Origin of the sequence: Glaciecola sp. 2405UD65-10, assembly GCF_048820975.1 — a bacterium.
Lineage (GTDB): Bacteria > Pseudomonadota > Gammaproteobacteria > Enterobacterales > Alteromonadaceae > Glaciecola.
Window position 1 is genome coordinate 2,344,645 of the sequence record NZ_JBMEUF010000001.1, and the last position, 24,633, is coordinate 2,369,277.

Below are 24,633 nucleotides of genomic sequence, written 5' to 3' on the forward strand. Positions count from 1 at the left end.
AAAAAATGAAATGGAGAAACGATTATGCGTATAGCTGCTTTAGCACTGGCCACCTCAATGGCTTTATTAGGCTGTTCAGAAGCCCCGCAACCCCCACAAACCTCTGAAGCATCAGTGGTAGCCTCAAGTTATACCCAAGCTGACATACAAGCCGAAAGTGCACGTTTGAATGCGTGGTTTGAAGAAAAGTACGAAGCAGAAGTTATGCAAAGCCCCATTAATTTAACTTACCTGGGCAGAACGGAGCGCCAGGGTGAAATTGATGATTTCTCAATGGAAACTTTTGATCAACAAATTGCGACCACCAAAGCAAATTTAGACGAACTTAAATCTAGCTTTGACTACGATAAGTTATCAGAGGATGCCAAGGTGTCTTATGATTATTGGGTGTATAACAGCGAACAAACTATAGCGGAAGATAAATTTAGAACAAACTCTTATGTGTTTGATCAAATGACGTCTGTACACAGTTCATTCCCGCAATTGCTTATTGCCATGCATCGCGTAGATACGCTTGAGCAAATGGAGCAGTACATTTCGCGAATTAGCGGCAGTGCTCGAGCCATAAACCAACTTGTCGATTTATCAAAATTGGTAGCTGAAAACGGGGTTCGCCCGCCTTATTTTGCTTTTGAATCCGTTATTAGCGAATCTAAAAAGATTATTAGCGGTGCACCGTTTGATGATGGCGAAGACAGCGCTATTTGGGCTGATGCAAAAGGCAAAATTGCCGGCCTGCTTGACGCACAAAAAATTGACCAAGCTAAAGCAGATGAACTAAGCAATAGCGCAAAAGCGGCCTTATTAAATAGCTTTAAGCCGGCCTATGAAAACTTAATTGCATGGCAGGAAGAAGACCAAGTCAATGCAAGCGAAATTGCGCAAGGCGCGAATGCCCTGCCAAATGGCATGGACTATTATAACCAGCGCTTAGCCAATCAAACCACGACTACCTTAACGGCAGATGAAATTCATAACATTGGCTTAGCGGAAGTAAAACGCTTACGCGGTGAAATGGAAGCCATCAAAAAAGAGTTTGGTTTTGATGGTAGCTTACCTGAGTTTTTCACATTTTTACGTGATACAAAAGACGATGAACGCCTTTACTACCCTAATACCGACGAGGGCCGCCAAGGCTATATAGATGATGCCACGGCTGCCATAAATAAGATTAAAGCGGTATTACCTGATTACTTTGGGATTTTGCCAAAAGCCGATATGGAAGTGAAACGTGTTGAAGCCTTTAGAGAGCAAGATGGTGCAGCTCAGCATTATTCACCGTCTACGCCTGATGGCTCGCGTCCTGGAGTGTACTATGCGCATTTGTCAGATATGACCGCCATGCCTAAGCGCGAGCTGGAAGTAATTGCTTATCATGAAGGCTTACCTGGCCATCATATGCAAATTGCAATTTCTTTAGAACTTGAAAATATACCAACTTTCCGCAAGCAATCATATTTAAATGCTTACGGTGAAGGATGGGCTTTATATTCAGAATGGCTAGCGAAAGAGATGCCTGGTACTTACCAAGATGCTTTATCAGAGTTTGGCCGTTTAGGCTCTGAAATTTGGCGCGCTATTCGTTTAGTGGTTGATACGGGCCTACATGCTAAAGGTTGGACTGAACAAGAAGCAATAGACTACTTCAAAGCTAATTCAGCCGTAACCAGCGGCCAAGCACAATCAGAAGTTCGCCGCTACTTAGTATTACCCGGCCAAGCTACCGGTTATAAAATTGGTATGCTTAAAATCCAAGAACTTCGCGCTATGGCAGAAGCTGATTTAGGTGATAAGTTTGATATTCGTGCATTTCACGACACCATTTTAGGTGGCGGTGCCTTACCGCTTACGATTTTGGAAGAGCGTGTAAAAGCATGGATGGAAGAAGTTAAGCAGGGGTAATTACTAGCAACATGAAGTGTGGCCTACACAATAGGCCATACTTTATTTCGCTCATCCCACATTTTTTGCGCTTTTGATAGCGCGTCTTCAGTAGATAAGTTTTCCATGCATGATAGTGCCACTGCGGCAGTGCCTATACTCGCGGCATGTCCATAGGGTGAATCTAATTCACCGCACCAAACTTGCGGCAAAGCGTGCACTTGTAATTGGCGTGTTTGATGGGACCACTGGCTGAGCAATACAGGAAACTCACGTGTAAGCGCGTTCTTGCTTTGTAAGTACTGCATAGAAAACGCTTTTTCTGGCGTAGCTTCAACCTCGCCGCTGTCACCACGAATGCAGGCAACCTTGCTTTCACCTAGTATTTTGGCCACTTCTATATGATGATTATCTAACTCACGATGAAAAACACCATGCACACTCGCTTTTGCATTTGCAGGGTTAAGCATTTTAGCGAGGGTATGCATACATGAACGAAGCCCTAAAGTATGGCGCATACCAAGTAAGCTCGCCATTTGCGGGTGTAGGTCTTTAATACTCATATAGCAGAAGTTGCGCTGCGCTAAATGCAATTTAGCCTCTTCTACACTTTTCGCAATGGGAATATTCAGCGACGTAAATACCGTATCAAGATACAAGCGATTTGAATCACTTTCCTCAAGCCCGTGCATAAACACTTTATAACCCTGCTGCGCCAGCAATATTACTGACAAAAGCAACCATGGTAAGTGGCGTCGCTTGCCTGCATAACAGCCTAAATCAAGGTCAATACTGCTTAAAGTAGAAATGCTTTGCGGTAATGTTTGCCTGCACGCTAAAAGTAAACCACTTAGTTCTTCGGTGGTTTCCTCACGCATTCTTAAAAGCATTAATAATGCGCCAACTTGTTCAGGTAAAGCTTCGTTGTTTAGTATGCGCGCCATTGCATCTTGGGCTTGGGCTTGATTCATGGTTTTACCCGATTTTTGACCGCGCCCTACCAATGCAATGTACTGGGAGAATTTTTCAAAAATGCGCGTATCATCACGGGTAGTCATACGTTTATTCGTCTCGCTCAAGTACCGTAATGCGGCCATTTGATAAACTATAAATGAAGCTATGTAGCTTTACCGTTTGCCCGCGGGCTATTGCATCTTTGTACACACTGGTTTCGCGTACATGGCGGGCTTGCTCAAGCACATTCATTTCGCACAAGCGGTTAATGCGGTCATGATACTCTAGCTTTTCTAGCTCATCAGCATTGGCTTTGGCAATATCTTTAATATGCATAAGCCAGTTATCAATTAAGCCGAAGCTGTCACCATCAAGAGCGGCCTGCACGCCTCCACAACCGTAATGTCCGCACACAATAATGTGTTTCACTTTCAATACGTCAAGGGCGTATTGCAGTACTGACATACAGTTAAAATCAGTATGCACCACCATGTTTGCTACGTTTCTGTGAACAAACACGTCTCCTGGCATTAAGTCCACAATTTGGTTAGCCGGTACGCGCGAATCACTACAACCAATCCATAAATATAAAGGGGTTTGTTGTTTTTCTAACTTGGAAAAGAATTCAGGATCTTCTTGTTGTGTTTTTTCAGCCCAGTTCTTGTTGTTGTCAAGCAAGCGCTGAATTTCTGATTTATTTTCTTCTTGTGCTGTATTCATGAGCGAACGTGTCCATCGCCCATTACGACGAATTTTTCTGTAGTTAATGATTCTGCGCCCATGGGGCCGTATGCGTGTAGTTTACTGGTTGAAATACCTATTTCAGCGCCTAGGCCTAGTTGGCTTCCATCAGAGAAGCGTGATGATGCGTTCACCATAACTACCGACGAATTCACTTCCTTAATAAAACGCTGCGATTTACTTAAATTTTCAGTCACAATTACTTCGGTATGGCCGCTACCATAGGCCATTATATGTGCTACTGCACTTTCATAGCTATCAAGCTGTTTAACCGCTATTTCAAGGGCTAAGTATTCAGCGTGCCAATCATCCTCTGTGGCTATTTCTGCGTCATCAAAATAAGCGAGTGACTGCTCGCACGCATGAACCTTTACCTGTTTTTGAGCAAACAATTCTTTTGCTAAGGCAAAGAAATCAGGGGCTATATCTTTGTGTACCAGCAAAGTTTCAAGTGCATTACACACACCTGTGCGCTGGGTTTTACCGTTCTCTAAAATATTTAATGCTTTGGTAAGGTCAGCGTCTTTATCAACGTATAAATGGCACACACCTTTAAAATGCTGAATTACGGGCACGCGGCTATTTTGAGTTACATAATTGATTAAGCCTTCACCTCCACGGGGAATAACTAAATCAATATACTGACTTAACGTCAGCATTTCTTGCATAACGGCGCGATCAGGGTCGGGAATAACCGTTACAATGCTTTCGGGCAAACCACTCTCGCGTAATGCTTCATGCAGTATTTTTGCTAAGGCTTGATTAGATGCTTGTGCTTCTTTGCCGCCGCGCAAAATAACCGCATTACCGGCTTTTAAGCAAAGTACTGCGGCATCTACGGTAACATTAGGGCGTGATTCATAAATCATGGCCACCACACCTAAAGGAATACGCATTTTGCCTACCGTAATACCCGAAGGTAATGGTTTGACGTGGCTCATGCTACCAAGCACTTCCTCTTGTGCGCACACTTCAAGTACGCCCTTCGCCATCCCCTCAATCGTGTTGGCATCTAGCGCCAAACGCTCAAGCATAGAGGCACTTAAGTTTTGCTCTTGTGCCTTACTTAAATCAATTTTATTGGCCGCTATAATGCTAGGCGTATTGGCAATAAGTAAGTCTGCTATTTTAGTTAAAAGCGCTTTGCGCCCCGCGCCCGATAAATTAGCGATGCTGCCGCAGCTTTGCTGGGCTTGTTGTGCCGCCAAAGTAATATTAAATGTCATAAAAAACCTGTATAAGAATAAGCGCGCTTAATCGCGTAGTACTAAGTTGTCACGATGGATAACGGCTTCACCAGCATCGTAACCTAAAATTTCTGATATTTGTTCGCTCTTACAACCTACAATACGCTGAAGTTCGGTACTTGAATAGGCTACTAGGCCTTTTGCTAAGAGTTTATTTTGATGCATAACTTCAACGTTGTCACCTGCATTGAACTTCCCCATTACATTAACAATCCCTGCCGCGAGTAAAGACGCGCCATTTAGCGTTAATGCCTGGTGGGCACCCGCATCTACATGCACGGAACCTTTGATCTTGCTGGTATGGGCAAGCCAATCTTGGCGAGCTCTTGATTTTGCAGCCGAGCCTGAGGTAAACAAGGTGCCGGTTATTTCTCCCTTAGTAAGGGCGTCAAAACTGGATGATTTTTGCCCATTTAGCAAAATAGTATTAATCCCTGACTGCGTACATTTTAAAGCGGCCTGAAGTTTAGTTACCATTCCGCCTGTACCTACTGAAGTACCGGCTCCCCCGGCTAATGACATAATATGCTCGTCTATTTGTTCAACCTTGGTAATTAACGTCGCACTTGGATTGCTGCGTGGGTTGCTTGTATATAGGCCATCTACATCGGTGCAAATAATTAAGCAATCAGCCTGAGCCGCTATGGCTGTATGAGCCGCTAGGTTGTCGTTGTCACCTACTTTTATTTCATCTACAACTACCGTATCGTTTTCATTCACAATAGGTAGTGCACCATTGGCTAATAGGGTTTCAAGTGTATTTTTAATATTCACGAAGCGCTTACGATGGGCTAAATCATCAACGGTAAGCAATACTTGCGCGCAATCTTGTTCGAACAGCGCTGCCCAGTTTGCCATCATTTTAGTTTGCCCTATGGCAGCCATGGCTTGTTTTTCAGCAATAGTAGGTTTATGCCCTGTTTTAATTCGGGTTCGCGCGGCAGCAACACTGCCTGATGACACAAGAATAATTTCTTTACCCTGTTTGGTACTTTGCGTAATAAACTTGGCAATGGCATCTAAGTATTGATGGCTACAATTGTGCCCATCAGGTGACACCAATGCGCTTCCTACCTTAATAACGGCGCGTTGCCATGAAAAATTGCTCATGTGAAATTTGTGCTAAATGTAAGTTTGTTAGTGGCTTGCAAGCATACCCTTTGTGTATGATATCTCAAAAGAATTATTAGGATATTCTTACTATTTTTCCCTATAAGTTATAAATTTATCCTAATATTTCCTAAAATTTACACTGCGTGTTCTTTATTCAAAAAAAATAGCCCTTTACAAGCACATAATACACACAATATAGTACAGTATAACAATAATAAAAATAATCTAACCTCTCCCCCGACAGTAGGATCTTGCATGTTTAGTAAAAAATCAACATGGCTTGCTAGTATATTATTGGCAGCCTTAAGCGGTGTTTCCCACGCGCAAATTAATCAAACGAAAGGTAGTTTTGAAGATAAATTTCGCCAATTAGATGAAGTTCTACCTACGCCCAATGTGTATAGAAACGCAGCTGGTGCGCCTGGCCATCAGTATTGGCAGCAAAAGGTAGATTACAAAATTGATGCTACCTTAGACGAAGCAAAACGCCACATTAGTGCTTCACAAACTATTACTTATACTAACAACAGCCCTGATACCTTAAAGTATTTGTGGATTCAGTTAGACCAAAACAAATTTAAAAACGATTCAATGTCGGCCTTAACCACTACCTTTGGTGGTATTGGCAATCGCGGCCCTGCAACTGCTGCAGCTAGCGGTTCGTCGCCAGCTAAAATGAGCCTTGCAGCTTTGCGTCGCCAGCACTTCGTTGAAGATGTTGAGCTAGGTTACAACATTGAAAAAGTTGCCCTTAAACGCGGACAAGAATTGTCACACGTAATTGTGGGTACTTTAATGCGCGTTGACTTAAACAAGGCCTTAAAGTCAGGTGAATCAGTTACATTTAATATCGACTTTTCATTTAACATTGTAGAAGAAGATGCCGTATCAGCCCGTGCCGGTTATGAACATTTTCCTGATGATGAACGCGAAGGCGGTAACGATATATTCTTGCTAGCACAGTGGTTCCCACGTTTAGCGGCATATACTGATTATGAAGCATGGACCAACAAAGAATTTATTGGCCGTGGTGAGTTTACATTAGAATTTGGTGACTACGAAGTTAACCTTACAGTACCGGCTGACCACATTGTATCGGCCACCGGTGAACTAACTAACCCGCGTGATGTGCTTACGTCTACTCAGCGCAAGCGCTTAAAAGAAGCAGAAGATGCTAAGCGCCCCGTGTTTGTTGTAACTGAAGAAGAAGCCTTAGAGAACGAAAAAGAAGGTACTACTAAAACCAAAACATGGACGTTTAAAGCTAAAAACGTGCGTGATTTTGCATGGGCCTCTTCACGTAAATTTATGTGGGATGCTAAAGGTTATCAACAAGGCGGTGATGTACAGCCTTTAGTTATGGCCATGTCTTTTTATCCTAAAGAAGGCGGTGATTTGTGGAAGAAATATTCTACCGAATCAGTGGTTCATACCATGGATGTTTACTCGCGATTTTCATTTGATTACCCGTATCCGGTAGCCCAGTCAGTAAATGGCCCAGTTGGCGGTATGGAGTATCCAATGATTACATTCAACGGCCCAAGAACTGAGCTTCAAGACGACGGTGAACGAACCTATTCTTTAGCTGAAAAACGCTTCTTAATTGGGGTGGTTATTCATGAAGTGGGTCATATTTATTTCCCAATGATCGTTAACTCTGATGAGCGCCAATGGACATGGATGGACGAAGGCTTAAATAGCTTCCTTGATGGCGTAGCCGGTCGCGAATGGGATCCAACTATTCCTTGGGGCGTAGAACCTGCTGACATTACTGACTACATGGCCTCTAGCACACAAGTACCTATTATGACTCAGTCTGATTCAGTATTGCGCTTAGGTCCGAATGCTTATACTAAACCTGCAGCGGCACTGAATATTCTTCGCGAAACCATTATGGGACGTGAATTGTTTGACTTCGCATTTAAAGAGTATGCCCAGCGCTGGATGTACAAGCGCCCAACGCCTTCTGACTTTTTCAGAACAATGGAAGAAGCTTCTGGGATTGATTTAGATTGGTTTTGGCGTGGTTGGTTCTACTCAACTGACCATGTAGATATTTCTTTAGACAGCGTTTATAAACTTCGCTTAGATACGAAAGATCCTGATATTGATTTTGATCGCCAGCGCCAAGATTACAATGACAAACCATTGTCATTAACAGATGAGCGCAACAAGGCTGAAGGCAAAACCTTATGGGTTGACCGAAACAAAGACGTATCTGATTTTTACGACGAAAACGATATGTTTACGGTTACCAATAAAGATCGCAACAGCTATCAGTCATTCCTTAAAGGCTTAAAGCCTTGGGAAAAAACAGCATTTGAGCGCGCCGTAGAAGAAGATAAAAACTACTATGTGTTTGAGTTTTCTAACTTAGGTGGCTTGGTTATGCCGGTTATTTTTGAAATGACCTTTGAAGATGGCAGCAAGGAAATGGTACGTATCCCGGCTGAAATTTGGCGCCGTACACCTAAAAAGGTACAAAAGCTAATTGTGACCGACAAAGACCAAGTGCTTGTTAGCGTTGAAGTTGACCCACGTTGGGAAACGGCTGATGTTGATGTAAACAACAACCATTACCCTCGCAAAATTATTGAGTCGCGCTTAGAAGCGTATAAGAGCTCAAGCAGTAAGAGCAAAGTGCGTCGTGACTTAATGCAGGAAGTAAAAACCAAGCTTAAAACTGACGAAGATGATTCAGATGATGATTCAGAAGGTAGTAACTAAGCAGATGCATTTGAATAAAACGGCCAGCACATTGCTGGCCACCTTAACGCTTTGTTTTGTTATGCTAGTGCTCAACGTAAGTTGGGCGCATCAGCAAAAAATGGCAATTACGCGTGTTGAACTAAACCCACGTACGAATATGCTTGAAGTGATGCACCGTTTTAACCTACACGATGCAGAACACGCCGTGAGTGAAATATTTGGCAAGGGTGCTGATATAATGAGTTCTAACAACACTCAAACCCAATTTGCTAACTACGTGGCTGAGCGTTTTGGTATTTACATGCAAGATGACACCGCCCTTGAAATGAAAATGGTGGGCTTTGAGTTAGAAGGCAAACACTTTTGGGTGTATCAGGAAACGCCTCAACCTGAATCTATGTTTGGTTTGCAAATAGTACATAACGCCCTGCGCGATATTTGGCATGCGCAAACCAATACCGTTAACGTAAAAATTAACGATGATATAAACACCTTAACTTTTACTGAAAACACCGAAGTATTACGCGTAGATTTTCAGCATTAGTTGTAATAGCACTCCCCTTCAAAACATAATTACTACTAAAAGCGTAGCAGCGCCCCTGTTACTCTTTTAGTAGACATGTTAAAAATACGTTTCAAATAATAATAAACAAAAGCAATAACTACGAGACGTATAACATGGGTAAACAAACCGAACGCACTGCCAAACGTGCCGCTAAGAAAGAAGCCTTAAACGCACAAGCCGCTGAACAAGCCAAACAAACTGAAAAACCCATGGAAGGCTTTAAAGATAAACAAAATATTATGTGGCCCATTCTTAGCGGAGCTATGGCAATTACCATCACCTTTCTAGTATTTTTCCCGCAAAATTTAGGCGGCGGTATAACCTCGGTTTATAGCGTTATGGTGTGGTGGGGCGTGTTTGGTATGTTTTTGTTTCGTTACTTAAATAAAGCGGGCAGCATTGGCTTTATTGGTGGCAGCGCCATTGGTATGTTACTGCACATTTTTGCCCCTGTTTTTGCCGCGCTTATGGTGTAAGCTTAAGCTAATTTACAGCCTAAAATAAAGCGGCATAAATGCGAAAGCCTAGCTCTGATAAAAAACCATTACACGAGAAATCGATACCAAGTTCTAGGGTGGCTCGCTTTTTTAAAGTAGGCGCTATGGCTAGTTCATTAGCTGGCAACGTAGTTAAAAACTCTTTGGGCGCTGCAATACAGGCTCAAAAGCCTTCTAAGCAAAATACACTTTTACACCTAGATAACGCCAAAACTATTACCAAACACCTTGCTCACATGCGCGGCGCCGCTATGAAATTAGGGCAAATGTTGTCAATGGATGCTGGCGAGTTACTACCTGCAGAGTGGGAGCCAATATTAGCTATGTTGCGCGAACAAGCCAACAGCATGCCCCAAGCCCAACTTCGCGAAGAATTAAACAAACATTGGGGCCCTGATTGGCAATCTCACTTTTCTGAATTTTCGTTTGACCCCATAGCGGCAGCATCCATTGGGCAAGTGCACAAGGGGGTACTTAAAAACGGGGAAACTGTGGCAGTTAAAGTGCAATATCCTGGTGTAGCTGAATCTATTGATAGTGATATAGACAACGTAGCAGGTTTACTTAAGCTAAGCCGCCTAATTCCTAAAGGCTTAGATATTCAAAGTATACTTGAGCAAGCCAAAGGGCAGCTAAAGCAAGAGGCTGATTACACCCTTGAACTTGCCCATTTACAGCATTACGGCGCCTTACTCAAAGGTGACTCACGCTTTATAGTGCCTAAGGCTTATCCGCAATTATGTAACCAACATATTTTATGTATGGAGTTTATTGATGCTCGCCCTATGGCCGAGTTAGCTTACGAAACCACTCGGTGCAAAACCACGCTTATAGAAAGCCTATTTGACTTAGTGTTTAGCGAACTATTCACCTTTCGCTTTACCCAAAGTGACCCAAACTACGCAAACTTTTTATATAAAGACGACACTAAACAGCTTGTATTACTTGACTGCGGAGCATGCCGGCATTTAAGCGAGCATGCTAGTTCTGGCTACGTACAAATGGCAAAAGCAATGCAACAACAAAATGCGCCACTTATATCGCAAGCCTTACTAGACCTAGGTTTGCTAAGCTCCAATACGCCTCAAGAGGCGCAAAATATAGTGCTAAACGCTTGCATTACCGCAAGTGAATCATTGCAAACTAGCGCATACAATTTTAAGCAAGCAAAAATCATTAAAAGGCTTCAAGCGCAAACCCAAGAACTGATTGATCAAAAATATGCTATTGCCTCACCCGATTTTGATGTAGCGCTTATAAATCGAAAGGTTACAGGCACGGTTATGTTAGCCAATAAGTTAGATGTTAGCATTCCCTTATCTTCAATATTAGCGCCCTACATTGCCAATTCGTAAATTTACTGGCAGTGCGGGCACTAAAAAAGCACCGCACAAGCGAATTACACGAACCGGTGATCATGCGTTGGAAAAGTTTCGTAAGTTCATTAATATAGGTCTATTCTTGTAGAATTAATTAGGAGTGCAATATGTCACTTGATAGCAATAACACTAACGCCTTAATGCAAATGTCGGCAGAAAAAAGATATGCGCATATGCTAGATGAAGTAGCTTCCACTAAGCAGATTTGGATACTTACCGATGAACACGGCTGCGTAATGCTTAATACGGATGACGAAGATTGCGTGCCGGTATGGCCAAGTGAAGCCAGTGCGAAATATTGGGCAAGTGATGAGTGGTCACATTGCAATGCGCAGGCAATTAGCCTACAAGATTGGCTTGAGCGCTGGACAAACGGCCTTGAGAGCGATGACGTATGCGTTACCGTATTCCCTAACCCAGGCGAAGAAGGTTTAGTCATTTTTCCTGAAGAGTTTGATGACGACTTACGCAAGCAGTTTGCTAAAACACGCTAAGCGAGTTGCCTGCTCTAAAAGCACTTGGTGACACACCTACTGATTGCTTAAATCGCTTAGAAAAATGAAATACATTATGGTAGCCAACATAACTGGCAATATATTGGACGGGCCAACGAGTATGCATAAGTAAACTTTTTGCCCGTTCTATTCGCAAGTAAATTAACTGCTGTATTGGGCTTCGCTGAAAGTAAGCTTGGCACAAGCGATGCAAATGTGGTGGCGAATAGTGTGCATATTCGCTCATCAAATTTACGTTCCAATCAAGCTGTAAGCGCTTCTCTACTTCCTCAAATAAATTATGAATACGTAAAAATGAGGAGCTACCATCAGGCCTAATTTGCGAGTTTTCTATACTGTTTACATTGTTGTTTGACGTGTTTTGCGAATCAATGTGCAAGCCTTGTTGCAAATAGTGCGTAATAACGGGATACACCCCTTCGCGCAAACCTGGCTTAGGCTCACTGTAAAGGAGTTCCATAGCGTGGTGTAAAGGTGCTACATTTTGATTTTCAAGCACACTTGCAGGCTTATCTAGTAAGTGTTTCCAGCGCGGCGTATCGGCCAAGTTAATCCACACTACATCCCAAGCCGGTGCATTAATTTGTACGGTAAAGCCTTGTTTGGCGGGTAAAATGGCTAAGCTGTTTACCTGTAAGCTGTACTCAGTTTTTGAGGTAATAAGCGTACCCTGCCCGCTAATTGTATAAAACAGTGTGTGCTCTAGGGGCGACACCCTTCCTACTTCATAAAGCCCCGCTAAGTTTGAGCAGCCCGCAAGGGTAATATCTACGCCTTTTATTACCTTAAGGCGCTCAGTGCTTATGAAGCGCTCATAGCAACTTGGCCCTATTTCGAGTACATCTTGAATGCTGTTCATATATTAAGCATGATAGTTTATGACAAAAATTAGATAGTTTTAAGCATAAAGCAAAAAGCGCTTTTTCGCTATTATATTGCGCTTATACAAGTATAGGTATGCGCTTAATTCTAAATAGCCATTGCAATAGGTAAGCTAAGTATGACAACACATCAAATATCACATTTAAAAATGACGTCTCTTGAACAAGTTATTCAACGCCGCGATTGGGAAAACCATTTAAGCTATCAAATTAATCAGCTGCATGCCCATAGCCCACTAAATGGATATACCTCACTTAGTGATGCACTGCGTAAAAAGAATGCGCAAAAGCGCAGCCTAAATGGCAAATGGGATTTTAAGTTATTTGCTAAACCAGAAGATGTTGATGGCACCTTGCTTGCCCCAAATACTGACGCAAACTGGGACAGCATTACCGTTCCCTCAAACTGGCAAATGCAAGGTTTTGATAAACCTATTTACTGCAACGTGAAATATCCTTTTCCGGTGAACCCACCATATGTGCCTAACGACAACCCTACCGGCTGCTACCGAACTGAATTTGATGTATCAGAAGCTAAACTTAAGCAATGTACCCGTATTATTTTTGAAGGCGTAAATTCAGCGTTTCATTTGTGGTGTAACGGTGAATGGGTAGGTTATTCGCAAGATAGCCGCTTACCGAGTGAGTTTGACTTAAGCGATTATTTAAGTGTTGGCACTAACCGTATTGCTCTTATGGTGATGCGCTGGAGTGATGGCAGCTACCTAGAAGACCAAGACATGTGGTGGCTAAGCGGGATATTTCGCGATGTTACGCTGCTCAGCAAACCCCGCGCGCACATTCAAGATGTGTTTATTACACCTAAGTTAGATGCATGTTATCGCGATGCGCAGCTTCATTTGCGCACTGCAATTACGGCTCCTGAAAATTACACAATTAGTGTGCAAGTATTTGATGGCGAAACACCCATTTGTGACGCACACATGCAAAGCACAAATACCAAGCGCGTAGATGAAAAAGGCGGTTGGGATGATGTGGTTTTTCAAAGCTTAAATATTCAAAACCCTCAAAAGTGGACAGCAGAAACGCCTTATTTGTATCGCTGCGTAATAAGCTTAAATAACGAGGATGGTGAGGTAGTAGACCTTGAAGCCTACGATATTGGTTTTCGACAAGTTGATATGATTGCAGGGCAATTGTGCGTTAACGGCAAGCCGATACTTATACGTGGTGTTAACCGCCATGAGCATCATCCTGAAAATGGCCATGCGGTAAGTGAAGCCGACATGATTGCTGATATTAAGCTCATGAAACAAAACAACTTCAACGCAGTGCGCACTGCGCATTATCCCAATCATCCACGCTGGTATGCATTGTGTGATGAGCTGGGTTTATATGTGGTAGATGAAGCCAATATTGAGACCCACGGCATGTTCCCCATGGGGCGCTTAGCGTCAGACCCACAATGGGCCGGTGCGTTTATGTCGCGCTATACACAAATGCTAGCGCGTGATAACAATCATGCTTGTATCATAATTTGGTCATTGGGTAATGAGTGCGGCCATGGTGCAAACCATGATGCTATGTATGGGTGGTCTAAAAGTGTAGATCCTTCGCGCCCCGTGCAATATGAAGGTGGCGGCTCAAACACCACAGCTACCGATATAATTTGCCCTATGTACGCAAGGGTAGATAGCGACATAGAAGATGACGCCGTCCCTAAATTTTCAATCAAGAAATGGCTTAGTTTACCAAATGAAACCCGCCCACTTATATTATGCGAATACGCCCACGCCATGGGTAATAGCTTGGGTAGTTTTGAAGATTATTGGAAGGCTTTTCGCGAATATCCGCGCTTGCAAGGCGGCTTTATATGGGACTGGGTTGATCAAGGCTTGTCAAAAGTAGATGACAGCGGCACCCACTACTGGGCTTATGGTGGTGACTTTGGTGACACCATAAATGATCGCCAATTTTGTATAAATGGTTTGTTGTTTCCTGATCGCAGCGCACATCCTAGCTTATATGAAGCAAAATACTGCCAACAGCATTTTCAATTTGATTTACAACAACTGCAGCAACAAGAATTAGCACTATCAATTACGAGTGACTACGTATTTAGGAATACGAGCAACGAAGAATTAGTGTGGACCTTACTCAAAAACGGCAAGCAAGTAGAGCAAGGCAAATACACATTAGATATTGCGCCGCAAAATAGCACTATTGTAGGCATAACACTTGCCAGCGAATTTGAATTAGGCGCACAGTATCATCTAAATGTTGATGTAGTGCTTATTGATGACTGCGACTTTGCCGATGCTGGGCACGTAATGGCAAGCGAGCAATTTACGGTAGCTAACTTAATGGGCTTAAAGCCTATAGCTTCAAAAAGTACCGCTGAACACGGGTTTACAATTGATAGCACCAGCGCTGAAATAATTATTAGCAATGCACAAAGCAAGTTAGTAATTGATGCTTCCACCGGCTTAATTCGCCAATGGATTCAAAACAACGAGCCTGTTTTAAGCGGGCCTTTAGAAGATAATTTTTACCGCGCGGCCCTTGATAATGACATTGGCGTAAGCGAAGTTGACAACATTGACCCTAACGCATGGGAAGCTCGCTGGTTACGTGCAGGTATTGGCCGCTGGGAGCGCGTTTGTAACAAGCTTGATTTACAGGATTCAGGTAGCGATGTACGTATTACCTGCTTATTTAGCTATACCTTTGAAACCAAAGTACAAGCGCAAAGCCAATGGATTTACTGCTTAAATGCACAAGGTGAACTAAGCCTAAGCGTAACAGTAAATTTAAGTGATGCCCTGCCCCCTATGCCGCGCATTGGCCTTAGCACTACCTTAGCGAAATCGCAGGTTTCTACAGTAAATTATTGTGGTTTAGGGCCTTTTGAAAATTATCCTGACCGTATTGCTGCGGCTCGATTTGGTGCTTACTCATCTGATTTAGCGAACTTGCACACCCCGTATATATTTCCTACTGACAACGGGCTACGTAGTGGGTGTAAGTCTCTTTCTTTAGGAAAGCTTAATGTTAAAGGTGAGTTCTTGTTTTCAGTTAGTGAGTATTCACAAGCGTCTTTAGCTAGCGCGAAACATACTAATGAGCTTAAGCCAAGTGATGTGTTATATGTAAATATTGATCATAAACACATGGGTGTAGGCGGTGATGACTCATGGAGCCCCAGTACGCATAAGGCATTTTTACTTGAGCAAAAACAATATAGCTATAGCCTTAAGATTAGCGCTAAATAGCAAAAATACGGGTGCTGAATAGCTATAAGTAGCAGCAAATAATTGTGGAACTTAAGCTTGATGTGTGTATATTTTATGCACACAAATAAGCTTAAGGACCCAGCAATGCAACTTATAATAGGCAATAAAAACTACTCTTCATGGTCGCTTCGCGCATGGATTATGATGGCTAAATCAGGCCTTGATTTTAGTGAAACTAAACTTGTACTTGATACCCCTGAATTTTACGCCGCACTAAAAGGTATTACGCCCTCATTAAAAGTGCCTACTTTAGTTGACGGCGATACCGTTGTTTGGGACTCATTGGCTATATGCGAATATATCAATGACGCCCATTTAGCAGGTAAAGCTTGGCCCGCTGCTGTGTCGCAACGCGCTAAGGCCCGCGCTATAGCCTGTGAAATGCACAGTGGTTTTTCAGGCGTGCGAAATGAAATGCCTATGAACATACGCGCCAAGCGCCGTGTTGAGCTAAGTGAGCAAGCCCTTGCTGATATAGCTCGTATTGAGCAAATTTGGTCTGAACAATACGAAGAATTTGCACAAAAAGGCGGCTGGTTATTCGGCCAATGGAGTATTGCTGACGCAATGTTCTTGCCTGTTGTACTGCGTTTTGTGACCTACGATGTAAAGCTAAACGAAGCCGCAACAAGCTATATGAAGCATGTATTGGCGTGTGAAGATCTTAAACGCTGGATTGATTCTGCACTAGAAGAAACCGACATTGTGACCATAGATGAAGCCGGCGAAGATCGCTAACGAGCGACGAATTTGGAGGTTACCGCCTTCGCGGTAATGACGGTGCGGGCGGTAATGACGGTGCGGGTAATTTGGAGGTTACCGCCTTCTCGGTAATGACGGGGGGCGTTAATTACGAGGTGGCGAGGTAATTACGGGGCGGTTTCGGCAAATGTGCAGTTTTTAGCTAGATTGCTTAGTTCATGCAACTTATCTTGCTAAAGCATGGTCTATCGGCTTTGTGAAAAATTGGAGTTCATAGTGTTATCTAAAAACCTCGCCATTGCGGCCATAGTCAGTAGCGTGCTTGTAGGTGCTTGCGCACATAAGCCTGAGCGTTCAAAAGAAGCCTCTCAAAGCTTTGTACCTAGCATTCAAAAAGACGGCTCAAAACGCTTCTTATTTATTGTGAACTCTGGGCAGTCCGAAAAAGGCGGTAAAGGGCAAGGCGAGCGTGGCGGAAAGGGTGAGCGTTCTGATAGAGGCGAGCGACCTAGCCGAGGGCAAGGAGGTAGCGGCGAGCGAGGAAACAAAGGTGGTGGTGAGCGAGGCGGTCGCGGCGGTCAGTCAACAATGTCAGAAGAAGATATTAGAGCCAGTGTAACGCCATTGCTAAAAGCTAAACTCGCTGAAACAAAGTACTGCCGAAACAGTTACATTGAATTAGATTTCAGCTCGGTACAAGGCACTACTGAAATACGCGGAGAATGCCAAGAAAGCGCCTCAAGCGCTGATAGAAAAAAATGGGCGAATTAGCATCGCCCTTTTTCAATTAATCGCAGCAATAGCCTGATTGTATAAGGGCATCGCGCAGCGCCTTAATATGCAAGGGGCCAATTTCGCAGCATCCGCCAATTATGCTAGCGCCGTTTTGCACCCACTTCATGGCGTGTTTTGCGTATTTTTGGGGGCCCAAATCTTTTCTTGCATTTAATACTTCAACGGTATCGCCAGGATATAATTCTTCTATTGAAGTAAACCCGTTAGCGTAAGCCCCTATTTGCTTAGCAGATTTTTTCAATACAGGCCAACTGTGGGTAATAGCCTCAGGTTGGCTACAGTTTAGTACTATAGCTTCTACCCCTAGGGCATCGAGTTCTTCTATGGCGCTTTTAAGGGTTTCACCACTTCGCAATAACTGCTGGTTGTCATCACACACACTTAAGGCAATCCAAACAGGTTTGCCGGTTTCTAAAGCCGCAGCACTAGCCGCACTAGCCTCTAAAATAGATGACATGGTTTCGCAAATAAATAAGTCGCTGGCTGGATTTTGTAGCTCAGCCAATTGCCGGTAATAGCTGAGTGACTCAGCGTACGATAAAGACATTTCAGGATGATAACTGGCCACTAGTGGCGGTAAGCAAGCGGCTATACGTACATTACTTTGTCCACTTTGCGCTACTGCGGTGAGCGCCGCTTGGTTGGCTAAGTCGTGTAGCTTTTGAAGCTCATTGAGTTGGTGCTCACGTTTAAGCCTGGGAGGCGTTGCCGTATAGGTATTAAGGGTGATCACACGCGCGCCAGCCGCTATAAAGTCACTATGCAAATCACACACTAGCTGCGGCTCATTCAGCATAATATCAGCCGACCACATAGGGCTAACTTCACGCGCACTTCTGCGCAATAATTCTTGCCCCATGCCGCCATCAAGCAGTGTTATGTGAGCCATGGCTTTACTTACCTAAACGAATAAAAGAGGTGAAGCTTAGCGATTGCTTGCTTAAAGTCAACCACGCAAATACTTTGCGCTACTGAGCTTGCGTTTTAGCAGAAAAATTATGTTTAAAATACAAAAGGGTAACTATGGCCAGCACTACGGTTACTACCACACATACTGGCTCAAATGCACCACCAAGGAGTTCACGATATTTTTTTGACCAAAACAGTGCAAAAAATGCATGGTTGGTGAGCAAAAACCCGCACCAAAAATTAATACGTTTTGCCCATGCCGCATTTTTTAATCCGTACCAAGCCAAATTTCCTATTAGCACGGTAAGGCACAGTATAGCGGTAGGAATAATGTAGTGCTTACCAATTATAAAGGTCTGCAATACGGCTATTAACAGTAATGCAGTGAGCAAGGCCATAAACCAATCTAAGGTATTGGCCCAAGTTATAGAGAATTTCATAAAAACGCCGTAGTAGTAGATGCTAAGTGCATTGAGTTTCAATACACTTAGCAATGCAATAAATAAACCAATACAAATTAGGCGTTTATAAACCCTCTATAGTAACAGGCACTCCGTTTAACACCGCATTGCCCGACAACTCATCTAACAGCATTTCATCACTTAAATCATTCACACTCACACCCGCATACTCTTTGGCTACTTGCCAGCGCATGCCTTTTTTGTTGTGCCCCCATCCATGAGGAATAGAAATAACGCCGGGCATAATGTTCTCAGTAATTTCTAGCGGAATATCAATACTCCCCACACGAGAACTCACTCGAATAGTTTGCTCATGGCTTAGCTTATACTTTTCAGCATCGGCGGGGTGCAATTGCGCAGTGCATCGTGATAGGCCTTTGTTAGTCCCCTTTACCATTCGCTTGCTATTGTGAAGCCAAGAATTATTGGTTTTTAAATGCCTGCGGCCTATTAGCTGCAAGGTGTTATCATCTTTAAGGCTTTGCTCAAAGAAATGTGCATCTACACGGGCTAAATCAGCCATAAAATAATCAAAGCGCAAATCTATCTTTTTATCTTCGTGGAAAATAGCATTGGGTAAATCTGGGCGAAGTGCCCCTAAGTCAATTCCGTGGGGAAGTTCACGCAGTAACTCTATACTTAAGGGTTTGCCCTCGTGTTTATATGCACCTGATTTAAGCAAATCATCCACCACACCAGTTGGCTCTTTCTGCCAAAGCGCTTTGTATTTATCACTTGGTTTGCCGTTTAAAGCATCTAAGCGCTCAGCTAAACTCAAATAAATTTGCCAATCGGTTTTGCTATTTTCTTCAGGTTCAAATAGGGCAGGAGAAAACTTTACGCTGTTTCGTACCGCGAAATTATGAAACACAATGTCGTAGTGATCACGCTCTAAAGCCGTAACCGGCGGCAGAATAATATTCGCATGGCGCGATGTTTCAGTTATGTAGAAGTCTATCGCTACCATGAAATCTAATTTGCTAATGGCGTCATCAAGCTGCAAACCGTTTGGTGTGGTCAACACAGGGTTACCCGCTCCTAGCACTAAAGCCTTAATTTGCCCTTCGCCTGGGGTCAGCATTTCTTCGGCCAATGCCGCCACAGGAAACTCTCCGCCAAAAGCGGGTAGCTTGCGTACTCGGGTATGGTAATTAGCAATAGACCCCCGCCCCGAATGTGGCAAGTAATCAGCCGCAGGTTGCGTGAACATCATGCCGCCTTGTTTATCAAGGTTTCCGCTTAGCATATTAAACAGCGTAATCATGTACTGCGTTAAGGTGCCAAAGGCTTGCACGCTCACTCCCATTCGCCCATAGCAAACGGCTGACTCTGCTTGGCAAAAATCAGTTACCAAGCTTATGATGTCATCACTTGAAATACCCACATACTGAGCCACTTTTTCGGGCGTATATTGAGACACATATTGTTCCACTTCCATTAGCTGCGGGGTGTATTCAAGCAAGTGCCCCGGCTTAGTAAGCTTGTGCGTAAATAAGGTGTTTACCATTGCTAGCAATAACAACACATCGCTGCCCGGTTTCACAAAGTGATGTTGGGTGCTTATATCGGCGGTTTCTGATTTTTTAGGGTCAATCACTACCACCTTACCACCGCGCGCTTGAATGGCCTTCAAACGCTTTTTGATATGAGGCACGGTCATAATGCTGCCGTTTGAAGCCAAAGGGTTGCCGCCAATAATCATGAAATGCTGGGTGTGATCAATGTCAGGAATAGGGATTTGAGACTGATGCCCAAACAACTGGCGGCTCACAATATGGTGAGGGAGTTGGTCAACTGACGTCGCGGAATATCGATTATGTGATTTTAATGCTCGGTAAAAATAGGGGCCAAACAATATAGCCCCCATGTTGTGAGCGTTAGGATTCCCTAAATAAGTGGCTACCGATTCTTGCCCATGCTCTTGCTGTACCTTAAATAAACTGTTGGCGACTTCATCTAAGGCTTCCTCCCAGCTAATTTCTTCCCAGCCATTCACTGTTTTTCTAAGAGGTGTTTTTATACGGTCAGGATCATCATACAAGTCTTTAAGCGCCATGGCCTTGGGGCATACATGGCCTTCACTGAAAGGGTTTTGTTTATCACCCACTATTGACACAATTTGTCTTTCTTCAGTGGTAACTTCAATACCGCACATTGCTTCACACAAAGTACAGGTAGAAAAATGCTTTTGTTTTGACGCTGCCATAAAAAACCTTATTAAACGTTAAATTAACGTATTGTTAACAAGTTTAATTTAGCCCTTAAGCGCCTTATACACAAGCATCATTGCTATGAATAATTCGTTTTACTAGTTTCGATACAGCGTTTTAATTAAATGATAACCAAAGCGAGTTTTTACAGGCCCATGCACTTTCAGAATTTCTTTTTTAAATACTACGTCGTCAAAGGCTTTTACCATTTGCCCACGTTTAAATTCACCTAAATCACCGCCTTTTTTACCCGACGGGCAAGTAGAATACTTTTTAGCTAAGGTGCTAAAATCTTTGCCTTTTTTGATCTGCTCAAGAATATCCTGAGCTTGTTTTTCGGTTTTAACTAAAATATGTAGGGCGCAAGCGCTAGCCATAATAATGTCCAAGGTAAACAAATATGCGCGAATAATACCTAAAACCGCGGGTAAAAGCACTTTAATTGCCGCCCTCAAATGCAGGTATTGCTTGCCCTGAGCGCGTTTTTACTATACTCTCGCGCCTGTTTCCTCCTCCACATTAAAAGTACCCCAAATATATGAGTTTCTCTTCCCTAGGTTTATCAAGCCCCTTAGTAAGTGCTATTGAAGCAAAAGGCTACAAAACGCCAACGCCAATACAAGAACAAGGCATTCCTGCCGTGTTGTCTGGTAAAGATGTAATGGCCGCTGCCCAAACCGGTACTGGTAAAACAGCTGCCTTCACGCTTCCGCTTATTGAACGGTTTGCCACTCACTACAAAGCGCCGCGCGCTAACCATATTAAGGCACTGGTACTTACCCCTACTCGCGAATTAGCGGCTCAAGTAGCGGCCAATGTGGATGAATACAAAACCAATACTGATATCCGCTCACACGTAGTGTTTGGCGGCGTGTCTATTAACCCGCAAATGAAAAACCTGCGCCGTGGCGTTGATATATTAGTAGCTACTCCAGGGCGTTTGTTAGATTTATTTAGCCAAAATGCCGTAAAATTTGCAGATTTAGAAGTACTTGTGCTTGATGAAGCCGACAGAATGCTCGACATGGGCTTTATTCATGACATAAAACGCATTTTAAAATTGCTGCCACAAAAACGCCAAAACTTGTTATTTTCAGCAACCTTTAGCGATGATATTCGTCACCTTGCCGGCAGTATTGTGAATGATCCTATTGAAGTGTCGGTTACGCCTAAAAACACCACGGCGAGTAACGTTGAGCACTCGGTTGTATTTTTAGAGAAAGCGAATAAAAGTAAATTACTTAGCCATTTAATTGAAAGTAACAATTGGCAACAGGCTTTAGTATTTAGCCGAACTAAGCACGGTGCAAACCGCCTAGCTAAACAGTTAACTAGCAAAGGCATTACGTCAGCGGCTATTCATGGCAACAAGAGCCAAGGCGCACGTACAAAAGCATTAAAAGAGTTTAAGAGCGGTGAACTTAGAATTTTAGTTGCCACTGATATTGCCGCACGCGGCATAGATATTGACCAACTTCCTAATGTAGTAAACTACGACTTGCCAAACGTGGCTGAAGACTACGTGCACAGAATTGGCCGAACAGGCCGCGCTGGCGCCTCAGGGCAAGCGGTTTCATTTGTCACTATTGAAGATGTGAAGCAATTAGCTGATATTCAAAACCTGATTCAGCAAGTTATTCCGGTAATAGATGTGCCGGGCTTGTCATCAAAACAAAGTTTGCCGGCTATGTCATTGAAGCCTGTAAAAGCAAAGCGCCCTAAAAAACCGCGCCCTGAAAATGCACGCCAAGGCGCACCAAAATCAGGAGCTCGCAAGCAAGAAAACCAAGGTTCTGGCAATCCAAAATCGGGCAACCGTTCAAACAATCGACGCCCTGCACGCAACAAGCCTTAAATTAATAGGGCTGCGCCATGGAAAATGGAATGCCTATAGATTCTTGGGCTTTTTCAGGGTTTCCAATCATTTCATCGTAAGGCGAATCATGCACCATGATCGCCTTTTTAACGCCACACATTTCGAACATTTCACGAATTTGCTGCGTACTAAAAAATCGCATGGGTTTGTCAGCATTGTCGTAAACAAAGCCTGACTCATTCTCAATATGTAATTTCACTAAATATACATTCATTTCGAACGACTGAACTTCTAAAGTGTCTATATCAATAGCTTGCTGATTTATGTCAGCCATCAAAAATTTTTTCATTTGTTTTTCACCGCTAGGGCACTCCAAATTGGCTTGTAACCTAAGTTTGTACGAAATTTACCCCAGTGGGTTCAGTGAAAATTAAAGTGAATAGAAGAAAAAGCGCGTATATTGAAAATTACAGCGCCAACACCATGTATACTAAACTACCCATGTGCTTGCAGATATCTTAACAGGAGAGTTATATGTCGAATGAACAAAGTCAAATTGAACAAATGAAGCCCTATTTAATTATTGCTGGGGTGTTGTTTGTTATTTTGTTGGCCGTGATATTTTGGCCAGCATCAAATGATAGCGATACAGCCAATAAGCTAGAAGAAAACGATACTAGCCCAGTGGTAGTTGGCGAACCTGCGCCTAATGCAAGCCCTAACCAGTTTGAGAGTGAAACCGGCATTACTGATATGGTATCACCCGATGTATTTGAGCCCCCGCAAGCGATAGAAGAAGTAGAGTTAAATGGCGAAAGCGTAGTAGAAGAATACTTAGCCGAAGAAGTTCCTGAAGAGATTGTGGTAGATACCAGTGATGCAGCCGTAAAAAGCGCACTTATATCAATTGCTAAATCGCCAATTTTAGGCAAGTTGCTGGTAAACGACAGCCTTATCCAAAAATTCGTTATTAATGTAAGCAACCTTGCTGATGAAGAGCTCACCATAAAAGATAGCTTAGTGGTTACTCCTGATGGCGAGTTTAAAACCTATAACCAAGCAGGCGGAAAGTGGATAGACCGAGCCAGCTATACCCGCTACACACCATACGTTGATACCCTTGAATCAATGGAAGTGAGCGAGTTGCTAAGTATATACGATACTTACAAAGCTGATATTGATGAGCGATTTGCTGAAATAAGCCGCCCTGGCGCTCGCTTTGATGATGCCCTAATTGACGCCATTAACGAGTTGCTCGACACCCCAGAAGTACCCATGCCTATTGAAGTGTTTAGTGAAAGTGTAGTGTACAAATATAAAGACCCACGCATAGAAGCGCTCTCGGGCCCGCAAAAGCAATTATTGCGTACAGGCCCCGATAACATGCGCCGCATTAAAGATGTGCTGCGAACACTTAAGGATGCACTAGAAGCAAGAGAATCATAGACAGCTATGGACTTTGCATCTATTCAACAACAAATAAGTGAAGCGGGTAGCGAGGCTGAACAAAGCAGTATGCCGCCGGTAGATAAGTGGGATCCTGAATTTTGCGGTAATATGAATTTAGTGATTAAACGCAGCGGCCAATGGTGGCATGAAGGTACACCATTTACCCGCGCTAAACTTATTAAGCTACTGGCAAGCGTGCTAAAAAAAGAAGGCGATGACTACTTTTTAGTGACTCCCGTTGAAAAAATTGGAATTAAAGTAGAAGACGTACCTTTCATAATAATTGACGACGAAACAAACGATGCAGGTATACAGGTTAAAACCCAAACGGGTGACGCCGTTACCTTAGGCAACAAGCACAAAGTAGAGCTTAGGGAATTTGAAGGGCAGCTTGTTCCTTATTGCAATATACGCCGTAACCTTTGGGCCCGTGTGCATCAAAATGTGTTATACCGGTGGGTAGAGCAAGCCAATGAGCTTCCCCTTGAAGGGAAAACTCAGCTTAATTTACAAAGTGGTAGCTATACATTTTGCATAGGCGAATTTTAGTTACGC

The 24,633-nt window shown here is 43.3% G+C and carries 22 protein-coding genes; 12 read left to right on the forward strand and 10 right to left on the reverse strand.

The window, feature by feature from the left end; genetic code table 11:
- Positions 1–24 precede the first annotated feature (24 nt).
- Positions 25–1,902: a DUF885 domain-containing protein gene (locus tag ACOI22_RS10470; RefSeq protein ID WP_420671973.1), complete on the forward strand. Its 1,878-nt coding sequence runs from the start codon at positions 25–27 to the stop codon at positions 1,900–1,902.
- Positions 1,903–1,925: 23 nt separating this feature from the next.
- Here ACOI22_RS10470 and ACOI22_RS10475 read toward each other — a convergent pair whose 3' ends face one another.
- Genes ACOI22_RS10475 through proB form a run of 4 tightly spaced genes read right to left on the reverse strand, consistent with a single transcriptional unit; the run spans position 1,926 to position 5,933 of the window.
- Positions 1,926–2,939 (reverse strand): glycosyl transferase family protein, encoded by a 1,014-nt coding sequence (locus tag ACOI22_RS10475; protein WP_420671974.1) that lies wholly within the window; start codon positions 2,937–2,939, stop codon positions 1,926–1,928.
- 4 nt (positions 2,940–2,943) lie between these two features.
- A complete protein-coding gene (gene can / locus ACOI22_RS10480) occupies positions 2,944–3,555 on the reverse strand; it encodes a carbonate dehydratase (RefSeq protein WP_420671975.1) in 612 nt (203 codons plus the stop codon).
- Entirely contained in the window at positions 3,552–4,802 is a 1,251-nt protein-coding gene (locus tag ACOI22_RS10485) for a glutamate-5-semialdehyde dehydrogenase (protein WP_420671976.1), read from the reverse strand. Before ACOI22_RS10485 ends, can begins: the two co-directional genes overlap by 4 nt.
- Positions 4,803–4,829: 27 nt before the next feature.
- Complete coding sequence (gene proB, locus ACOI22_RS10490; protein WP_420671977.1) at positions 4,830–5,933, reverse strand: glutamate 5-kinase; 1,104 nt, start codon at positions 5,931–5,933, stop codon at positions 4,830–4,832.
- Between the two features lie 258 nt (positions 5,934–6,191).
- Here proB and ACOI22_RS10495 point away from each other — a divergent pair, with 258 nt between their 5' ends.
- The 5 genes from ACOI22_RS10495 (at position 6,192) to ACOI22_RS10515 (ending at position 11,580) form a co-directional block, all read left to right on the forward strand.
- The gene (locus ACOI22_RS10495) at positions 6,192–8,663 is read left to right on the forward strand and encodes a M1 family aminopeptidase (RefSeq protein WP_420671978.1); all 2,472 of its coding nucleotides are present in this window, start codon (positions 6,192–6,194) and stop codon (positions 8,661–8,663) included.
- Positions 8,638–9,189: a DUF6702 family protein gene (locus ACOI22_RS10500; protein ID WP_420671979.1), complete on the forward strand. Its 552-nt coding sequence runs from the start codon at positions 8,638–8,640 to the stop codon at positions 9,187–9,189. Before ACOI22_RS10495 ends, ACOI22_RS10500 begins: the two co-directional genes overlap by 26 nt.
- A 134-nt stretch (positions 9,190–9,323) precedes the next feature.
- The gene (locus ACOI22_RS10505) at positions 9,324–9,686 is read left to right on the forward strand and encodes a hypothetical protein (RefSeq protein ID WP_420671980.1); all 363 of its coding nucleotides are present in this window, start codon (positions 9,324–9,326) and stop codon (positions 9,684–9,686) included.
- Between the two features lie 38 nt (positions 9,687–9,724).
- Positions 9,725–11,062 carry an ABC1 kinase family protein gene (locus ACOI22_RS10510; RefSeq protein ID WP_420671981.1) on the forward strand — a complete coding sequence of 446 codons (1,338 nt, stop codon included), beginning with the start codon at positions 9,725–9,727 and terminating at the stop codon, positions 11,060–11,062.
- 131 nt (positions 11,063–11,193) lie between these two features.
- Complete coding sequence (locus ACOI22_RS10515) at positions 11,194–11,580, forward strand: DUF2750 domain-containing protein (protein WP_420671982.1); 387 nt, start codon at positions 11,194–11,196, stop codon at positions 11,578–11,580.
- Here the strand turns inward: ACOI22_RS10515 and ACOI22_RS10520 are convergent.
- Positions 11,567–12,460, reverse strand: coding sequence for a helix-turn-helix transcriptional regulator (locus ACOI22_RS10520; RefSeq protein ID WP_420671983.1), 894 nt, complete (start codon positions 12,458–12,460; stop codon positions 11,567–11,569). The two genes, ACOI22_RS10515 and ACOI22_RS10520, sit on opposite strands and share 14 nt — an antisense overlap.
- 171 nt (positions 12,461–12,631) lie before the next feature.
- On the opposite strand from ACOI22_RS10520, the gene ACOI22_RS10525 reads away from it, so the two are divergent.
- The 3 genes from ACOI22_RS10525 to ACOI22_RS10535 all read left to right on the forward strand — a co-directional run bounded on the left by ACOI22_RS10525 (position 12,632) and on the right by ACOI22_RS10535 (position 17,209).
- Entirely contained in the window at positions 12,632–15,715 is a 3,084-nt protein-coding gene (locus ACOI22_RS10525; protein WP_420672358.1) for a beta-galactosidase, read from the forward strand.
- Positions 15,716–15,820: 105 nt separating this feature from the next.
- Positions 15,821–16,474: a glutathione S-transferase family protein gene (locus ACOI22_RS10530; protein WP_420671984.1), complete on the forward strand. Its 654-nt coding sequence runs from the start codon at positions 15,821–15,823 to the stop codon at positions 16,472–16,474.
- A gap of 240 nt (positions 16,475–16,714) precedes the next feature.
- Complete coding sequence (locus tag ACOI22_RS10535) at positions 16,715–17,209, forward strand: hypothetical protein (RefSeq protein WP_420671985.1); 495 nt, start codon at positions 16,715–16,717, stop codon at positions 17,207–17,209.
- 16 nt (positions 17,210–17,225) lie between these two features.
- On the opposite strand, the gene ACOI22_RS10540 is transcribed toward ACOI22_RS10535, so the two are convergent.
- The 4 genes from ACOI22_RS10540 to ppiC form a co-directional block, all read right to left on the reverse strand.
- A complete protein-coding gene (locus ACOI22_RS10540; RefSeq protein ID WP_420671986.1) occupies positions 17,226–18,122 on the reverse strand; it encodes a homocysteine S-methyltransferase family protein in 897 nt (298 codons plus the stop codon).
- Between the two features lie 79 nt (positions 18,123–18,201).
- Positions 18,202–18,582 (reverse strand): hypothetical protein, encoded by a 381-nt coding sequence (locus tag ACOI22_RS10545; RefSeq protein ID WP_420671987.1) that lies wholly within the window; start codon positions 18,580–18,582, stop codon positions 18,202–18,204.
- An 85-nt stretch (positions 18,583–18,667) separates the two neighbouring features.
- Positions 18,668–20,809, reverse strand: a complete 2,142-nt coding sequence (locus ACOI22_RS10550; RefSeq protein ID WP_420671988.1) for a molybdopterin-dependent oxidoreductase — start codon at positions 20,807–20,809, stop codon at positions 18,668–18,670.
- 102 nt (positions 20,810–20,911) lie between these two features.
- The gene (ppiC, locus tag ACOI22_RS10555; RefSeq protein ID WP_420672359.1) at positions 20,912–21,190 is read right to left on the reverse strand and encodes a peptidylprolyl isomerase PpiC; all 279 of its coding nucleotides are present in this window, start codon (positions 21,188–21,190) and stop codon (positions 20,912–20,914) included.
- 161 nt (positions 21,191–21,351) lie between these two features.
- On the opposite strand from ppiC, the gene ACOI22_RS10560 reads away from it, so the two are divergent.
- Positions 21,352–22,668 carry a DEAD/DEAH box helicase gene (locus ACOI22_RS10560; RefSeq protein ID WP_420671989.1) on the forward strand — a complete coding sequence of 439 codons (1,317 nt, stop codon included), beginning with the start codon at positions 21,352–21,354 and terminating at the stop codon, positions 22,666–22,668.
- 1 nt (position 22,669) lies between these two features.
- Here ACOI22_RS10560 and ACOI22_RS10565 read toward each other — a convergent pair whose 3' ends face one another.
- Positions 22,670–22,978, reverse strand: coding sequence for a DUF6482 family protein (locus ACOI22_RS10565; RefSeq protein ID WP_420671990.1), 309 nt, complete (start codon positions 22,976–22,978; stop codon positions 22,670–22,672).
- A 185-nt stretch (positions 22,979–23,163) separates the two neighbouring features.
- Between ACOI22_RS10565 and ACOI22_RS10570 the strand changes: the two genes are divergently transcribed.
- Complete coding sequence (locus ACOI22_RS10570; RefSeq protein WP_420671991.1) at positions 23,164–24,075, forward strand: DUF3014 domain-containing protein; 912 nt, start codon at positions 23,164–23,166, stop codon at positions 24,073–24,075.
- Between the two features lie 6 nt (positions 24,076–24,081).
- Positions 24,082–24,627, forward strand: coding sequence for a DUF1285 domain-containing protein (locus tag ACOI22_RS10575; RefSeq protein ID WP_420671992.1), 546 nt, complete (start codon positions 24,082–24,084; stop codon positions 24,625–24,627).
- Positions 24,628–24,633 lie beyond the last annotated feature (6 nt).

What these genes read in the sequence shown, in the direction of transcription:
- ACOI22_RS10470 (WP_420671973.1), top strand. Translation starts at nt 25, where the DNA reads ATGCGTATAGCTGCTTTAGCACTGGCCACCTCAATGGCTTTATTAGGC.
- ACOI22_RS10475 (WP_420671974.1), bottom strand. Translation starts at nt 2,939, where the DNA reads ATGACTACCCGTGATGATACGCGCATTTTTGAAAAATTCTCCCAGTAC.
- can (WP_420671975.1), bottom strand. Translation starts at nt 3,555, where the DNA reads ATGAATACAGCACAAGAAGAAAATAAATCAGAAATTCAGCGCTTGCTT.
- ACOI22_RS10485 (WP_420671976.1), bottom strand. Translation starts at nt 4,802, where the DNA reads ATGACATTTAATATTACTTTGGCGGCACAACAAGCCCAGCAAAGCTGC.
- proB (WP_420671977.1), bottom strand. Translation starts at nt 5,933, where the DNA reads ATGAGCAATTTTTCATGGCAACGCGCCGTTATTAAGGTAGGAAGCGCA.
- ACOI22_RS10495 (WP_420671978.1), top strand. Translation starts at nt 6,192, where the DNA reads ATGTTTAGTAAAAAATCAACATGGCTTGCTAGTATATTATTGGCAGCC.
- ACOI22_RS10500 (WP_420671979.1), top strand. Translation starts at nt 8,638, where the DNA reads ATGATGATTCAGAAGGTAGTAACTAAGCAGATGCATTTGAATAAAACG.
- ACOI22_RS10505 (WP_420671980.1), top strand. Translation starts at nt 9,324, where the DNA reads ATGGGTAAACAAACCGAACGCACTGCCAAACGTGCCGCTAAGAAAGAA.
- ACOI22_RS10510 (WP_420671981.1), top strand. Translation starts at nt 9,725, where the DNA reads ATGCGAAAGCCTAGCTCTGATAAAAAACCATTACACGAGAAATCGATA.
- ACOI22_RS10515 (WP_420671982.1), top strand. Translation starts at nt 11,194, where the DNA reads ATGTCACTTGATAGCAATAACACTAACGCCTTAATGCAAATGTCGGCA.
- ACOI22_RS10520 (WP_420671983.1), bottom strand. Translation starts at nt 12,460, where the DNA reads ATGAACAGCATTCAAGATGTACTCGAAATAGGGCCAAGTTGCTATGAG.
- ACOI22_RS10525 (WP_420672358.1), top strand. Translation starts at nt 12,632, where the DNA reads ATGACGTCTCTTGAACAAGTTATTCAACGCCGCGATTGGGAAAACCAT.
- ACOI22_RS10530 (WP_420671984.1), top strand. Translation starts at nt 15,821, where the DNA reads ATGCAACTTATAATAGGCAATAAAAACTACTCTTCATGGTCGCTTCGC.
- ACOI22_RS10540 (WP_420671986.1), bottom strand. Translation starts at nt 18,122, where the DNA reads ATGGCTCACATAACACTGCTTGATGGCGGCATGGGGCAAGAATTATTG.
- ACOI22_RS10545 (WP_420671987.1), bottom strand. Translation starts at nt 18,582, where the DNA reads ATGAAATTCTCTATAACTTGGGCCAATACCTTAGATTGGTTTATGGCC.
- ACOI22_RS10550 (WP_420671988.1), bottom strand. Translation starts at nt 20,809, where the DNA reads ATGGCAGCGTCAAAACAAAAGCATTTTTCTACCTGTACTTTGTGTGAA.
- ppiC (WP_420672359.1), bottom strand. Translation starts at nt 21,190, where the DNA reads ATGGCTAGCGCTTGCGCCCTACATATTTTAGTTAAAACCGAAAAACAA.
- ACOI22_RS10560 (WP_420671989.1), top strand. Translation starts at nt 21,352, where the DNA reads ATGAGTTTCTCTTCCCTAGGTTTATCAAGCCCCTTAGTAAGTGCTATT.
- ACOI22_RS10565 (WP_420671990.1), bottom strand. Translation starts at nt 22,978, where the DNA reads ATGAAAAAATTTTTGATGGCTGACATAAATCAGCAAGCTATTGATATA.
- ACOI22_RS10570 (WP_420671991.1), top strand. Translation starts at nt 23,164, where the DNA reads ATGTCGAATGAACAAAGTCAAATTGAACAAATGAAGCCCTATTTAATT.
- ACOI22_RS10575 (WP_420671992.1), top strand. Translation starts at nt 24,082, where the DNA reads ATGGACTTTGCATCTATTCAACAACAAATAAGTGAAGCGGGTAGCGAG.